The following is a 13269-nucleotide window of genomic DNA, read 5'->3' as shown; positions in this document are numbered from 1 at the left end:
GTGCGCCCGGGGAGGCCTGTCGGTCAGCAGTCCATCGCGGGGAACGCGTAGCCCTGCGCCTTCAGCAGCGGCAGCACCTTGTCCAGCGCGGCGACCGTCTGCGCGCGGTTCCCGCCGCCGTCGTGCATCAGGATGATGTTGTGGTTGTGCGCGTGGGTCATGATGTTGTGCACGATCGCGTTCGTCCCCGGCCGGGCCCAGTCCCGCGGGTCGACGTCCCAGAGCACCTGGACCTTTCCGGCCGCCTTGATGTCGGCCCGCACCTTCGGGTTCGAGGCGCCGTACGGCGGCCGGAAGCAGGTCGAGGCCGGTCCGTCGAAGATCTCGTGGTGCCGTTTCGCCGCCGATACCGCGGTGAGCTGCGGATGCGTGATCGAGTGACTGCCGATGGTGTTGCCCGCGGCAATCACCTGTTCGCGCAGCCCGGGGTGCGCGGTCTGCATCGCGCCGAGCTCGAAGAACGTCGCGTGCGCGCCGTGCTCGCGCAGTACCTGCAGGACCTTCGGTGTCCAGTACGGGTCCGGTCCGTCGTCGAAGCTGAAGAACAGGACCTTTTTGTTGCCTGTGGCAAACGCTGCGGTCGGGTTCGGCGCCGGCCTGTGCGGTGTCGACGGTGGTGCGTTCAAGGTCGGCGTCACGGTCGGCGTCGGCGACGGGGTCGCCGAGGTCTGCGCGGCGGCGGGCCGCGGCGGTGGTTCGTGCCCGAGTGCCAGGCCGAGTAGCGAACCGACGACGACGGCCAGCGCCACCCCGGTCGCGACGAACGCGGCGAACCTTCGGGACATGATCGCTCCCCACTGCGAATCAGGCGGTGTTTCCCCAGTGCTCCTGTCCAGGAGCGCCTCAACACAACGAAAGACGCCTTACCCGTCAGCTTGGTTGGCCTGTTCGTGTTGCGGTGAGATCTCGACTGTCGCGGTTCCGCCCCGGTGGTACAGCCGCCCCTCCAGCGACTTCACGCTCGCGACCAGCACGAAGCTCATGCTGACCAGCAGCGACCACGCCCCGAACTTCGCCGGGTGCACGAGCCGCCACACGTTCACCTGGTCGGGGTAGTTCCACGCGTCCAGGAACGTGCCCGCGTTCTCGGCGATCCACAGGAAGAACCCGATCAACGCGAACGCCACCACGAGCGGCATCCGGTAGCGCCGTACCCCGACCGTGAAGAAGACCCAGGTACGACGCAACACGACGAGCAACCCGAACGCGATCGGGATCCGCAGGTCGGGGATCCAGTGATGGGTGAAGAAGTTCGCGTAGATGAGGACGGCGAGAACCGTGGTCTGGATCGGCCGGTAACCACTCACGCGCAGGTCGAACCGGCGCCACGCCTGACAGATGTAGCTGCCGACCGCGGCGTACATGAACCCGGCGAACAGCGGTACGCCGGCGATCTTCGTCACCGCGTCACCCGGGTACTGCCACGAGCCGACGTGCACCTTGAACAGCTCCAGCCCGAGCCCCACGAGGTGGAACCCGAAGATCACCGCGACCTCGCGCCAGGTCTCCAGCCGGACGAGCCAGAACAGCAGCGTCAGTGCGAGGCAGTAGATCAGCAACGCGTCGTACCGGGCGATCGGCAGGGCGACGTACTTCGAGATCGCCAGGCCCGCGAACAGGAACCCCGGGAACAGGCACGACACCACCTCCAGGCACCCGAACCGGAGGAACTGCAAGCAGCCGAACACGAAGCGTGAAGAGAACCCGAGGCGGGCGGTCCAGGTGGTCACAGACTGGAGACGTTGCTTGCGGACGCCTGGTTGGGAGAAATAAGAACAGCAGTGGGAGGTGGGCGATGGATCCGAAGGTGGTCTACGAGACCGACCGGCTCCTGGTGCGCGACTGGACCGATGCCGACGGGGACCGGGTGTTCGACATCTACCGGCGCTGGGAGGTGTCCCGCTGGCTCGGTGCCGCGCCGCGGGTGATGGCCGACCGCGGGGCCGCGTCGCAGGTGATCGCCCGCTGGAACGAGCGCAACCGCGACTCGACGTACGGCATCTGGGCGGTCCAGGAGCGCGCCTCCGGGACGGTCGCGGGCACCGTCCTGCTGGTGCCGCTGCCCGACCCGACGGACGGGACGGCCGCCCGGGGCGAGGTCGAGGTGGGCTGGCACTTCCACCCGGACGCCTGGGGCCGCGGGCTGGCGACCGAGTCGGCGCGGGGCGCGATCGAGCACGGATTCAAGGCCGGTGTGGGCCAGATCTACGCGGTGGTCCGCCCGGACAACGTCGCGTCGCTGGCCGTGTGCGGCCGCCTCGGCATGCACCGGATCGGCCGCACGAACCGCTGGTACGGCGCTGAGCTCGAGGCGTTCCTGATCTGACGGATTGGGGTACTTCGGTGTTCGCCGCGTAACCTTGACGCCCGTGGCACTCACCATCGGAATCGTCGGACTCCCCAACGCGGGCAAGTCAACCCTGTTCAACGCGCTGACCAAGAACGACGTGCTCGCCGCGAACTACCCGTTCGCGACCATCGAGCCGAACGTCGGGGTCGTCGGTGTCCCGGACCCGCGGCTGGGCAAGCTGGCCGAGCTGTTCGACTCCCAGAAGGTGATCCCCGCCACCGTCCAGTTCGTCGACATCGCGGGGATCGTCCGCGGCGCGTCGGAGGGTGAGGGCCTGGGGAACAAGTTCCTCAGCCACATCCGCGAGTCGGACGCGATCTGCCAGGTCACCCGGGTGTTCCGCGACGACGACGTCACCCACGTCGACGGCAAGGTCTCGCCGGCCGACGACATCTCCACCATCCAGACCGAGCTGATCCTCGCCGACCTGCAGACCGTCGAGAAGGCGATCCCGCGGCTGGAGAAGGAAGCCCGGCTGAAGAAGGAGAGCGCCGCCGTCCTGGACGCGGTCCGCGAGGCGCAGAAGCACCTCGAGGCCGGCACGCCGATCATCGCCACGGACATCGACCGCGACGCGATCCGCGAACTGATGCTGATGACCGCGAAGCCGTACCTGTACGTCTTCAACTGCGACGCCGACGAGCTCGCCGACGAAGAGCTGAAGCAGAAGATGCGGGACCTGGTCGCGCCCGCCGAGGCGATCTTCCTGGACGCCAAGTTCGAGGCCGAACTGGTCGAACTCGGCGACGAGGACGAGGCCCGCGAGATGCTCACCGAGATGGGCATCGAGGAACCCGGCCTCGACGTACTGGCCCGGGTCGGCTTCGACACCCTCGGCCTGCAGACGTACCTGACCGCGGGCCCGAAGGAGTCCCGCGCCTGGACCATCAAGCGCGGCGCCACCGCCCCCGAGGCCGCCGGCGTCATCCACACCGACTTCCAACGCGGCTTCATCAAGGCCGAAATCGTCTCCTACAACGACCTGATGGACGCCGGCACCATGACCGCCGCCCGCTCCGCCGGCAAAGTCCGCATGGAAGGCAAGGACTACGTGATGCAGGACGGCGACGTCGTGGAATTCCGCTTCAACGTCTGACGCGGTCGCGGTCGCGGTCGCGGTTGCGCAAACCTCTCCTCTGCTACGGTTCCGGTCGCCGACGATCGTAGAGAGGGAGCGGATGGGGGCCGGGAAGGGATCGAAGGCCGAGCGACAGCGGCAAGCGCAGATCTTGCGGTATTGGCGCGCTGTGGAGTACTTCTCCCCGCCGAAGGTCGACCCCGTTGATCCGGCCAAGAACCTCATCGCCGTCAGAGCGAATCAGCCATTGCCCTGGGAACCTGGCTTCGATCGGCTCCAGCGCCGGCGCGGCCGGGTGTGGCAGCACACGGTCTACGCGGGGATATTCGCGGTCGGCAAGGTGCGCGACGTCTTGTTGGCGGCGTTCCGTGCCTCGGATTCCGAGCAGGACCTCGATGGCCGGATCGGTGGGGACAGCGCTCTGCTGTGCTTCACCGTGAACCAGGACGGGTTGCTGATCAAGAGCAGTGTGACCCTGTCCTCCTGCGCTTGGGCGGTGGGGCAGACTTTGGATCCTGGGCCGCACAGCGACGAGTGGCTGACCGGTTTTGACGAGGACAGTACGCACTTGGTGGAGCTGCTACTGGAGCTCGGCGACGGGCGCATCGAAGTAGACCACCGGCCAGTGGCCGGCCGCGCGCCGCAGGCGGGGCTTGGCCCGGTCGCGGGCCTGATGTCTCGGCTGGTCGTCGCTGGCGCGAAGGGTGGGGTGAGCGCGGCGGCCGGCGTTCTGGGCGCCGGGCTCGGCCCGGTGGCGGGGGTGGTGGCCGCGAAGGTGATCGAGCAGGCCGGCGGCGAGTTGATCGACGCGGGTGCCGCACGGTTGACCGACCGCACTACCCGTGGCAGCGGCGTATCCGATCATCGTCCGGACAGTGGTGAGGTAGCGGATGGGCAGCCGGAAGAGCCGCCAGCCGAAGTGGGTACGAAGACGCTGGACGTGGACGATCTGGCGGCCATCACTCGATGGGTGGCCGAGCAACTTGGCGTCGCCGAGGCTCTCCGGCCCGACTCGATCCGGATCAGGAGCTATGAGGTCGCGGAGCGGCACGCGGACGAGGCGAGTGGCGACGTCTTCCTGAACAGCTTCTACGCCGACGATCTGGAACGGGTCGCCGACGTCGTCGAGGCTGGTCACGCGGGCGCCGCTCTGGTCGACTACCTGCGGGACGAGGCAGATCTGGACGCCATGAACCGCTTCGACGTACGGCGCCTGCCCGGGATCATGCTGGAGAATCTGCAACCTTCGAACATGCCGTTGGGCCGGTGGCTGGAGGAAGGCGAGCGGCCGCTGGCGCTCAGTCAGCAGTTTGCGATCAACCGAATCCTGGCGAGTCTTGGAGACGACGACGGTCGCGGCCTGTACGCCGTCAACGGGCCACCTGGAACCGGCAAGACGACCATGCTGCGAGATCTGATCGCGGCCCTGGTGGTCCAGCGAGCGGAGCGGTTGGCCGCTCTGGAGCGCCCGGAGGACGCCTTCGTCCGAAAGCCCCGAACCTGGCGCACGGAGGAAAGCGCCGGCAAGACCTACGGGCGGAGCCTCCGCCCACTGATCCCCGAGCTCACCGGATTCGAGATCGTCGTCGCTTCGTCCAACAACGGGGCGGTCGAGAACGTCACCTTGGACATTCCAGCAGCCGGCGCCATCGGCAAGGCATGGGCACAACGAGCCGACTATCTTGCGGGCCCAGCCAGCCTGGCGCTGGCGGATCGAGCGTGGGGAGCTATCGCGGCACGCCTGGGACGGCGCAAGCATCGTTCAGACTTCGTCCAGCGCTTCTGGTGGGGCGAGCGCGCCAAGGACAAGGACCTGCCGACGCCGAATGTGACCGCGGACCGCCAGATCCTCGGCCTGCGAGAAATCCTGCAGCTGCAGGAAGAGAGCGCCTCCGGCTCCGCACAGGGAGCGAGGAGTGCCAAGCCGGATGCTGACGTGGTTGCCCCGTTGGGGCAGGAGACATGGAAGCAGGCGGTGCAGCGTTTCGCCGAGGCTCGCGACCACGTGCGCGCGCTTGCCGCGGAGCGGCAGGGGATCTCGGATCTACTGCGACGGCTTGCAGGCCCCGATGCCCTCCTCAACGAACTGGTGTCACGGGAAACCGGCGCCCGTGGAACCCTGACGCGGTTGCAGCAGGAAGAGCATCGCGTTCAAGGTGAACTTGACGGCTTTCGGCAGGAGCACGCTCGTCGCCAGGCAGCGACGTCCACTGAGCGAGCACGATGTGACCTGGCTGCGGCGGCCGTCCGCGACGGCGAGGAGGCCGTCAGCGCAGCGGAGTCGGCACTCCACGTGTACGACGCGCGCAAACCTGGCTTGATAACGAGACTGGTCAACCGAGATGCCATCCGTCGATGGGAGGCCGGACGAGGCCCACTCGTGGCCAACATCGGCATCGCGGACGGTCGTCTTGCGGGACTCGAGGCCGCTCGGGCGCTACGGCACACTGCCCTGCGGAAGGCGCAGGGAGAGCTTGACCAAGCGCTCACTGCGATCACACTCGCCGAGGCTCGTCTGGTCGCGTGCCGGCAAGCTCGTGCACAGCAGATCTCTGCGGTGACCGATGCGGAACGGCACGTGGCTCGCCGGCGCCACGAACGGGAGGTCGAGCAACGCCGACTGACCGCAGCGAAGGAGCAGTGGCGTGACCACGTACCGGGTGCTGAATGGCAGGCGCCCTTCGAGGATCGGGAGGCGATGGAGACGCGCGAACGGTCGGCGCCGTGGATGGATGCCGCGTTCGCCGAGGCTCGTTCGGAACTCTTCCTCGCAGCCCTCGATCTGCACAGCGCGCTGCTGGCGACAGCGCCGGGGCTCATGCGCAGGAATCTGCATGCCGCTATGGATGTGGTCGGTGGTCAGGCGCCTCCGGACCTGGATTCCGAAACGGTGCTGGCCGCATGGCAGATGTTGTTCCTTGTCGTTCCGGTGGTCTCGACGACCTTCGCGTCAATGGGGCGCATGTTCGCGCAGCTGGGCAGTGAGGCTCTGGGCTGGCTCTTCGTCGATGAAGCCGGCCAAGCTGCCCCGCAGGAGGTCGTCGGCGCTTTGTTCCGTGCTCGCCGAGCGGTCGTTGTCGGCGACCCGCTGCAGCTCGAACCTGTCGTCACGCTCCCCTGGACCGGTCAGCGGCGGTTGGCGGGACACTTCGCGGTGGACCGGCAGTGGGCTCCCGCGGCGGCCTCCGTCCAGACTCTCGCCGACCGCCTCAACCAGTACGGAACCTGGCTACCGGATCCGGACGGCGAGAACGTCTGGATCGGTTCGCCCCTGCGAGTGCACCGTCGCTGCGATCGCCTGATGTTCGACATCAGCAACACGATCGCCTATGACGAGATGATGGTCTACGGAGTCGATCGTGACCAGGACGATTTCGCCCTCGTGCAGCGCAGCGTGTGGTGGGACGTCCGCGCATTGCCGACCGAGGAGAAGTGGAACCCGGCTGAGGGAAGAGCCCTCGAAGCCACCCTCAACCGGATCCGTAACCGTATCGACGAGGCGATCCGGTCAGAGAGCATGAAGACGGGCGCGGCTCTCGCCGGCGAGACAATTGACGGCGGCGATGGTGACGAGCAGGGGCGGCGTCTGAGTGGTTCCGTCTTCGTTATCAGCCCGTTCAGGGATGTTGTCCGTGGTCTCGGCAAAGTGGTGGGCAACCTGGCCCGCACCCGCTACGGCACAGTGCACACTACGCAAGGCAAAGAGGCGGACATCGTGGTTCTGGTGCTGGGTACTGGCGCCGGCCAGGTGGGATCCCGGAGCTGGGCCGCTCACAAGCCCAACCTCCTCAACGTCGCCGTTACCCGGGCTAAGCGGCGTCTCATCGTCATCGGTGACTTCGAGGCCTGGTCGCGGCACCGCTACTTCTCGGATCTGGCGCAGCACGAACTGATTCAGCGATGGCGCCCGGAGGACTGATCCGTCGCGGGCGGAGCTGCGGCGCTACAGCGGGGCTACCTCGTGAGGCGTGCCGAAGAACGGGTAGTGGTGTCGGGTTCGTTGGTCTTGCGGTGGTTGGTCGGGCGTGCGTGGGCGTGTGCGTACATGTCTACGTCCCGTTGTTCGGTACGGAAATGGGGTCGCCGGATCGGGGCAGGCGGGTTAGCGTCGCGGGCATGGTTGATGCCTTGTTCGGGGTGCCTCGGTTGGTGGCGTTGTATGACGTGATGGAGACGGGGCGGGGGGATCTGGAGCATTACCTGGCGATGGTGGGGGAGTTCGGGGTACGGCGGGTGCTCGACGTGGGCTGTGGGACGGGCGAGTTGGCCTGTTTGCTCGCGGGGCACGGCGTGGACGTCGTGGGGGTGGACCCGGCGGAGGCTTCGCTGGAGGTTGCTCGGGGCAAGGAGTTTGCGGAGCGGGTGCGGTGGATCCACGGTGATGCCACGACGCTGCCGGAGCTGGACGTTGAGCTGGCGGTGATGACGGGGAACGTCGCGCAGGTGTTTCTGACCGACGAGGACTGGGCCGCGACGGTGCGTGGGGTGCATAGGGCGCTGGTCGGCGGTGGGCGGTTCGTGTTCGAGACGCGGGATCCGGCGCGGCGGATCTGGGAGGAATGGGCCGAGTGGTCTCGGGAGAAGACGGGGCAGGTTATCCCGGCCGACGGTGGTGGGACCGTCGAGTGCTGGAGCGAGTTGACCGGAGTCGACCTGCCGTTCGTGTCGTTCCGCGCGAACTACGTGTTCTCGTCCGACGGGGCGGTGCTGACCTCGGACTCGACCTTGCGGTTCCGCGAGCGGGACGAGGTCGAGCAGTCGTTGGTGTCGGCCGGGTTCGTGGTGGATGAGGTGCGCGAGGCGCCGGATCGACCAGGCATGGAGTTCGTGTTCGTCGCCAGAAAACCGTGAGCCGACGCAACATGTCCGTGAGCGGACGCAACACGCCCGTGAGCCGACGCAACACGCCCGTGAGCCGACGCAATGCGCCGGTGAGCCGACGCAATGCGCCGGTGAGCCGATGGAAGGCCGTGAGTTGCGGAAGGGCTAGGAAGCTTTCAGCAGTGCGGTCAGGGTGTGGTGGGCCGTGCGGGACATGACCGGGTTGGTTTCGACGTAGTACCAGAGGCAGCCGATGGCCTGGGCGAACGACCAGGCCATGCCGCGGCGCCACTCGGCGTCGTCGCTGCCGAGCGCCGTACGGAACGCGGAACGTGCAGTCGGGTCGAGGAGGTTCCACGCAGGCTGGAGGTCCATCGCGGGGTCGGAGACGGTGAAGGTGCCGACGTCGATCACGCCGGCGAGACGGCCGTCCTTGACCAGCAGGTTGCCGGGCATCAGGTCGCGGTGGGTCCACGCGTCCGGTTCGGTGCGCGGCGTCGTACGCAGGTCGGCCCACAACCGCGCGAGCGCGTCCACGTCGATCATCCCGCGACTGCGCTCCAGACCCTCCGCGACATAAGGGTCCTGCGACGTCACCAGCCCGCCACGCCACGACCCGGTGAACACCCGCCCCTCGGTCGGCTGCGCGCGCAGCGCCAGCACGAACCGCGCCAGATCCTCCGCGAAGGCGGGTGAGCCGGCCACGTCGGCGTCGTACGCGATCGTCCCGTCCACCCAGCTGTACACACTCCACGGCAGCGGATAGTCCAGCCCCGGTGCACCGATCGCGATCGGCTCCGGCGTCGGGTACGGCGACATCGCGCGCAACCGTCGCGCGGCGCCGGCCTCGTCCTCGAGTTCCCGCCGCAACTCGTCCGCGTCGCCCGGCAGGATCGCGAACCGGGCCACCAACTCGTCGCCGATCCGGAACAGCGCGTTGACCGTCCCGTGCGAGGTCACCTCACGGATCCGCAGCTGGCTCCAGTCCGGGAACTGCTCGCGGACCAGGTTGGCCACGTGCTCGGTCGTGACCTGGAGTTGCCCCTCGTGCATGACCATCCGCAGAACCTACTTCACGTCAATCAGCAGCGCGGGCGCCACCCGCGCCGACCCGATGCCGCGGTCCGGTCTGCCGAGCCGGAAGCGGACCTTGCCCTTCAGTACGGTCCCGGACTCGGCCTGCCCGTCGACCAGCTCCTCACCGGGAAAGAGCGTGAACGTCCACCGCTCGTTGTCCTCGCAATCCGGCGGCGTCGCGCCACACTGCAGCACCCGCGCACCCCACACCTGCCGGGTCATCCACTGCCGGGTGTCCTGCCCGTTCACCACAAACTCATCCGCGGCGATCACGTCGTTGTAGCTGCCCAGCGACGGCCCGTACGCCCCGACCACGCTCGCCACCAACTGCCACGGGCGACCACCGGGCAGCGGGATCCCGGCCGGCAGGCGCTCGTCGAACACATCAGGCGAAGGCGTCGGCCGCACCTCGCCCGGCAGCGGTCGCCGAGTGTCTAGCCGCTCAGGATCAGGGACCAGCAGTACGCCGTACTCCACCTCGCCGGCGAACCGGGCCGACGCGAAGTGCTCGGTCAGCGCCCGCGTCGCGTCCTCGGCAGCCTGCCAGTCCAACGTGTCGAGCAGATACTCAGGGGTGATCGCGGGCAGGCCCCGCTCCCGGACCAGGGTCGCAACCGCACCGTGGTTCCAAACGGCCAACCGGTCCAGGGACGAGGCAATGAAGTCGTTCATTCCGGGCAACGGTAATCACCGGATCCGACAGTTTTAGTGCGTCGCGAGCGGGCGGGCGCGGTCCGTGGCCAGGCGGATCGCGAAGACCGCGAGCGCCGTACCGGTCAGGTAGCGGTGGATCCGCATCCAGGTCGGGCGGCGGGCGAGGAACACCGCGACCGAGCCGGCGGTGATCACGAAGACCGCGTTCATCACGACGCCGACGGTGAGTTGGCCGAGGCCGAGGATCAGGCTCTGCAGGCCGAGATGGCCGCGGGACGGGTCGAGGAACTGGGGGAGCAGCGAGATGTACAGGATCGCGATCTTCGGGTTCAGCAGGCAGGTCAGCAGACCCATACCGAACAGTTTCCGTGGCCGGTCCGGTTCGAGTTCCTGCGTGGCGAAGACCGACGAGCCGCCGGGACGGAGCGCGTTCCACGCCAGCCACAGCAGGTACGCCGCTCCGGCGAGCTTGAGCGTCACGTAGATCTCGGGGACGAGCGCGAAGAGTGTCGCCAGACCGGCGCTTGCCGCGAGCAAGTAGATACCGAACCCGACGCCGACCCCGGCGAGCGAGATCAGCCCCGCGCGACGGCCCTGCGCGATCGAGCGTGAGATCAGGTAGATCATGTTCGGTCCGGGGACGATCACCAGACCGAGTTCGACCAGTGCGATACCGAGGAGCGCCTCGTTGCTGACCACCATGGAGCCGAACCTAACAGCGGTCCCGGGAGTGTCGCCGGGGGTTTCCGATGCTGAGATCGGCGGAATTCCACTCGCGGGTTGTACTCACCCTCGGTTAGCGTGGAGGCGTACGCCTGACGGTTTGTGAAGGAGACGGTATGAGCGACAAGTCCAGCACGCCGGCGGACGATCTGCAGAAGAAGTTCCGGGAAGCGCTCGAGAAGAAGAACGCCGGAAACCACGACCACCCCGGCAACGGGGTCCGTGGCCAGGGCGTTGGCGAAGCGCACAACGACAAGCAGAAGCGCCAGTTCCGGCGCAAGTCCGGCAGCTGACAACCGCCACTGTCCATCCATCCGCATGAGCCCCGGGTCACCGCCCGGGGCTCGACCTTTTCTTGGGGGTGCGGACACGCTTTGGGGGCCGTGGACAGGCAATAACTTGTCCGAGGGGTCCGTTGGGTGTCCGAGGGGTCGATCGGTGCCCGACTCTCGTCGGGGGCGTGAGCGAGCCCAGTCGCGGCGCTGCCGGTCAGCCCTGGTCGTGCGGTGACGGCTATTGGGCGACGGGCGCGAGCAGGTCGGTCAGGCGGGCGAGTTCGGGGTCCCAGCCCAGGCGGTGGTTCGCGGCGTCTTCGGCGTTTGTGAAGCCGGTGTGGCTGAGCAGCATCCGGGTGCCGTCCGCGACCTCGGACAGCTCGACCTCGACCCGGGTCGGATCGTCGTCGGTCCCGTCCCACTTCCAGCTGAACACCAGCCGCCGCGGCGGGTCCACCTCCAGGTAGGTCCCGCGCACGACATGCGGGCCCATCCACACGACGTAGTCCCCGCCGACCCGGACCTCGGCCTCGACCTTCAGTTCCAGGTCCGGGTTCGGGCAGTACCACTGGACCAGCAGGTCGGCGCGCGTCCAGGCGTCGTACACCCGGCCGATCGTTGCCGGCAGCACTCTTTCGATCCGGATCTCAGTGTTCATCGGCGTCCCCTCGCAACAGTTCTTCCAACCGGTCGACGGTGCTGTTCCAGTACGACGTGAGGTCGCCGAGCCACTGCTCCACCTCGGCGAACGCCTCCGGCCTGAGCGTGCACACCACGGTCCGCCCGACGCGCCGCCGATTCACCAGCCCCGCGTCCACCAGCACGCGGACGTGTTTGGTCATCGCCGGCGGCGTGATCCGGTGCGGCTCGGCGAGCTCGCCCATGGTCGCGTCGCCGCGGCTGAGCCGGCCGACGATCGCCAGCCGGGTCGGGTCCGCGAGCGCGCCGAAGGTTTTCGGCAGTCCGGTCAGCACGAGGACACTTCACCAACTGGTGAAGTGTCCTGTCAAGTCCGTACGCTGGCCGACATGACGCAGCCGTTCATCGAGACCAGTGGAATCGCCCGCCACGACGGCTTCGCGGCCCTCGCCGCCGGCGGCCCGTTGCAGCGCCTGACGTTGTTCACCGGCGTCCCCGTCTGCCTCGTCACCGGGTACGCCGAGACGCGCGAGCTGCTCGCCCATCCGGACGTGGTGCGCTCGCCGATGGACGGCCCGCACCGGGACTCGGTGATGGACGACCTGATCTACCGGACCGAGCAGCACATGCTGGGCGCGAACCCGCCGGATCACACCCGGCTGCGCAAGCTGGTCACGGCCGCCTTCACCCGGCGCCGGATCGACGCGCTGGAGCCCCGGATCCGCGAGATCGCCGCTGAGCTCCTCGACGAGATGGCGGCTGCGGGGGGAGACCGCATCGACCTGGTGAACGCGTACAGCTACCCGCTGCCGATCACCGTGATCTGCGAGCTGATCGGCATCCCCGCGGTCCGGCGCGAGGAGTTCCGCCGCTGGTCGACCGTGTTCGTGAACGCGACCGTGTACACCGCCGAGGAGTACATCGAGGCGACCACGCTGATGCTCGACTTCGTGCACGAGCTGATCGCGACCAAGCGGGCGGCGCCGGCCGACGACCTGCTGTCCGGCCTGATCCTGGCGCAGGACGGTGGCGACCGGCTGAGCGAGGACGAGCTGACCTCGATGATCTTCCTGTTGCTCGCCGCCGGGCACGAGACCACGGTCAGCCTGATCACGAACGGAGTACACGCTCTACTTCGGCATCCGGACCAGCTCGCGCTGCTGACCGCGGAGCCCGAGCGGCTGCCCGCGGCAGTCGAGGAACTGCTCAGGTACGACGGTCCGCTGCAGGCCGCGATCCCGTACGTCGCGCAGGCGCCGATCGACCTCGCCACGGGCCGGATCGAGGCCGGTGAGGTGATCGTCTTCGCGCTCCTCCCCGCGAACCGCGACGCCCGCAAGGTCGATCGCGCGGACGAGCTCGACATCACCCGGGCCGACACCGCGCACCTGGCGTTCGGGCACGGCATTCACCACTGCCTCGGCGCGCCGCTGGCTCGGCTGGAGGGCCGGATCGCGCTCGGCATGCTGTTCGAGCGCTTCCCGAACCTCCGGCTCGCCGAGCCGGACCAGGATCCGCCGCGGCACCCGAGCCTGCTGATGAACGCGATCCGGGAACTCCCCGTACGGCTCTGACCACGCCGCGCGCGGGCGCGCCTGAACATCGGATGAACCGCTGCTGAATCACATCGATGGGATTGCAGCCCGCTTGAC

13 protein-coding genes are annotated in these 13269 nt (G+C 68.1%); 6 read left to right on the top strand and 7 right to left on the bottom strand.

Translation table 11 applies throughout. From position 1 onward, the window contains the following. Nucleotides 1-23: 23 nt before the first annotated feature. Both AC0662_RS27790 and AC0662_RS27785 read right to left on the bottom strand, forming a co-directional pair. Complete coding sequence (locus AC0662_RS27790; protein WP_478304278.1) at nucleotides 24-785, bottom strand: polysaccharide deacetylase family protein; 762 nt, start codon at nucleotides 783-785, stop codon at nucleotides 24-26. A 78-nt stretch (nucleotides 786-863) separates the two neighbouring features. Then, entirely contained in the window at nucleotides 864-1730 is an 867-nt protein-coding gene (locus AC0662_RS27785; protein WP_452199877.1) for a DUF817 domain-containing protein, read from the bottom strand. Between the two features lie 65 nt (nucleotides 1731-1795). Here AC0662_RS27785 and AC0662_RS27780 point away from each other — a divergent pair, with 65 nt between their 5' ends. From AC0662_RS27780 to AC0662_RS27765, 4 genes are all read left to right on the top strand, one after another. After that, complete coding sequence (locus AC0662_RS27780) at nucleotides 1796-2326, top strand: GNAT family N-acetyltransferase (RefSeq protein ID WP_478304276.1); 531 nt, start codon at nucleotides 1796-1798, stop codon at nucleotides 2324-2326. A gap of 43 nt (nucleotides 2327-2369) precedes the next feature. Further along, nucleotides 2370-3446 carry a redox-regulated ATPase YchF gene (gene ychF / locus AC0662_RS27775; protein ID WP_452199881.1) on the top strand — a complete coding sequence of 359 codons (1077 nt, stop codon included), beginning with the start codon at nucleotides 2370-2372 and terminating at the stop codon, nucleotides 3444-3446. A 151-nt stretch (nucleotides 3447-3597) separates the two neighbouring features. After that, the gene (locus AC0662_RS27770; RefSeq protein WP_478304273.1) at nucleotides 3598-7347 is read left to right on the top strand and encodes a DEAD/DEAH box helicase; all 3750 of its coding nucleotides are present in this window, start codon (nucleotides 3598-3600) and stop codon (nucleotides 7345-7347) included. Between the two features lie 197 nt (nucleotides 7348-7544). Continuing rightward, nucleotides 7545-8279 carry a class I SAM-dependent methyltransferase gene (locus AC0662_RS27765; RefSeq protein WP_478304271.1) on the top strand — a complete coding sequence of 245 codons (735 nt, stop codon included), beginning with the start codon at nucleotides 7545-7547 and terminating at the stop codon, nucleotides 8277-8279. A 135-nt stretch (nucleotides 8280-8414) separates the two neighbouring features. Here the strand turns inward: AC0662_RS27765 and AC0662_RS27760 are convergent, their stop codons facing one another. The 3 genes from AC0662_RS27760 to AC0662_RS27750 are packed head-to-tail and all read right to left on the bottom strand — an operon-like array spanning nucleotide 8415 to nucleotide 10682. Continuing rightward, a complete protein-coding gene (locus AC0662_RS27760; protein WP_478304269.1) occupies nucleotides 8415-9308 on the bottom strand; it encodes an aminoglycoside phosphotransferase family protein in 894 nt (297 codons plus the stop codon). 9 nt (nucleotides 9309-9317) lie between these two features. Further along, on the bottom strand, nucleotides 9318-9998 hold the full coding sequence (locus AC0662_RS27755; RefSeq protein ID WP_478304267.1) for a hypothetical protein: 681 nt from the start codon (nucleotides 9996-9998) through the stop codon (nucleotides 9318-9320). 33 nt (nucleotides 9999-10031) lie between these two features. Further along, nucleotides 10032-10682 carry a LysE family translocator gene (locus AC0662_RS27750; protein WP_478304265.1) on the bottom strand — a complete coding sequence of 217 codons (651 nt, stop codon included), beginning with the start codon at nucleotides 10680-10682 and terminating at the stop codon, nucleotides 10032-10034. Between the two features lie 137 nt (nucleotides 10683-10819). On the opposite strand from AC0662_RS27750, the gene AC0662_RS27745 reads away from it, so the two are divergent. Beyond that, entirely contained in the window at nucleotides 10820-10996 is a 177-nt protein-coding gene (locus AC0662_RS27745; protein ID WP_452199903.1) for a DUF5302 domain-containing protein, read from the top strand. 220 nt (nucleotides 10997-11216) lie between these two features. On the opposite strand, the gene AC0662_RS27740 is transcribed toward AC0662_RS27745, so the two are convergent. Beyond that, nucleotides 11217-11636, bottom strand: coding sequence for an SRPBCC family protein (locus AC0662_RS27740; protein WP_478304263.1), 420 nt, complete (start codon nucleotides 11634-11636; stop codon nucleotides 11217-11219). After that, complete coding sequence (locus AC0662_RS27735) at nucleotides 11626-11952, bottom strand: ArsR/SmtB family transcription factor (protein WP_452199907.1); 327 nt, start codon at nucleotides 11950-11952, stop codon at nucleotides 11626-11628. The genes AC0662_RS27740 and AC0662_RS27735 overlap by 11 nt, the downstream gene beginning before the upstream one ends. A gap of 54 nt (nucleotides 11953-12006) precedes the next feature. On the opposite strand from AC0662_RS27735, the gene AC0662_RS27730 reads away from it, so the two are divergent. Beyond that, nucleotides 12007-13191 carry a cytochrome P450 family protein gene (locus tag AC0662_RS27730; RefSeq protein WP_452199909.1) on the top strand — a complete coding sequence of 395 codons (1185 nt, stop codon included), beginning with the start codon at nucleotides 12007-12009 and terminating at the stop codon, nucleotides 13189-13191. Nucleotides 13192-13269: the final 78 nt, after the last annotated feature.

This window comes from Kribbella sp. NPDC043289 (assembly GCF_056436705.1).
The sequence above is the reverse complement of the archived record's forward strand: the minus strand, read 5'-3'. Positions and strand labels throughout refer to the sequence as shown.

Coding starts and splice junctions, on each gene's coding strand:
- AC0662_RS27760 (WP_478304269.1), bottom strand. CDS start 9,308: ATGGTCATGCACGAGGGGCAACTCCAGGTCACGACCGAGCACGTGGCC.
- AC0662_RS27730 (WP_452199909.1), top strand. CDS start 12,007: ATGACGCAGCCGTTCATCGAGACCAGTGGAATCGCCCGCCACGACGGC.
- AC0662_RS27740 (WP_478304263.1), bottom strand. CDS start 11,636: ATGAACACTGAGATCCGGATCGAAAGAGTGCTGCCGGCAACGATCGGC.
- AC0662_RS27750 (WP_478304265.1), bottom strand. CDS start 10,682: ATGGTGGTCAGCAACGAGGCGCTCCTCGGTATCGCACTGGTCGAACTC.
- AC0662_RS27755 (WP_478304267.1), bottom strand. CDS start 9,998: ATGAACGACTTCATTGCCTCGTCCCTGGACCGGTTGGCCGTTTGGAAC.
- AC0662_RS27780 (WP_478304276.1), top strand. CDS start 1,796: ATGGATCCGAAGGTGGTCTACGAGACCGACCGGCTCCTGGTGCGCGAC.
- AC0662_RS27745 (WP_452199903.1), top strand. CDS start 10,820: ATGAGCGACAAGTCCAGCACGCCGGCGGACGATCTGCAGAAGAAGTTC.
- AC0662_RS27765 (WP_478304271.1), top strand. CDS start 7,545: ATGGTTGATGCCTTGTTCGGGGTGCCTCGGTTGGTGGCGTTGTATGAC.
- AC0662_RS27790 (WP_478304278.1), bottom strand. CDS start 785: ATGTCCCGAAGGTTCGCCGCGTTCGTCGCGACCGGGGTGGCGCTGGCC.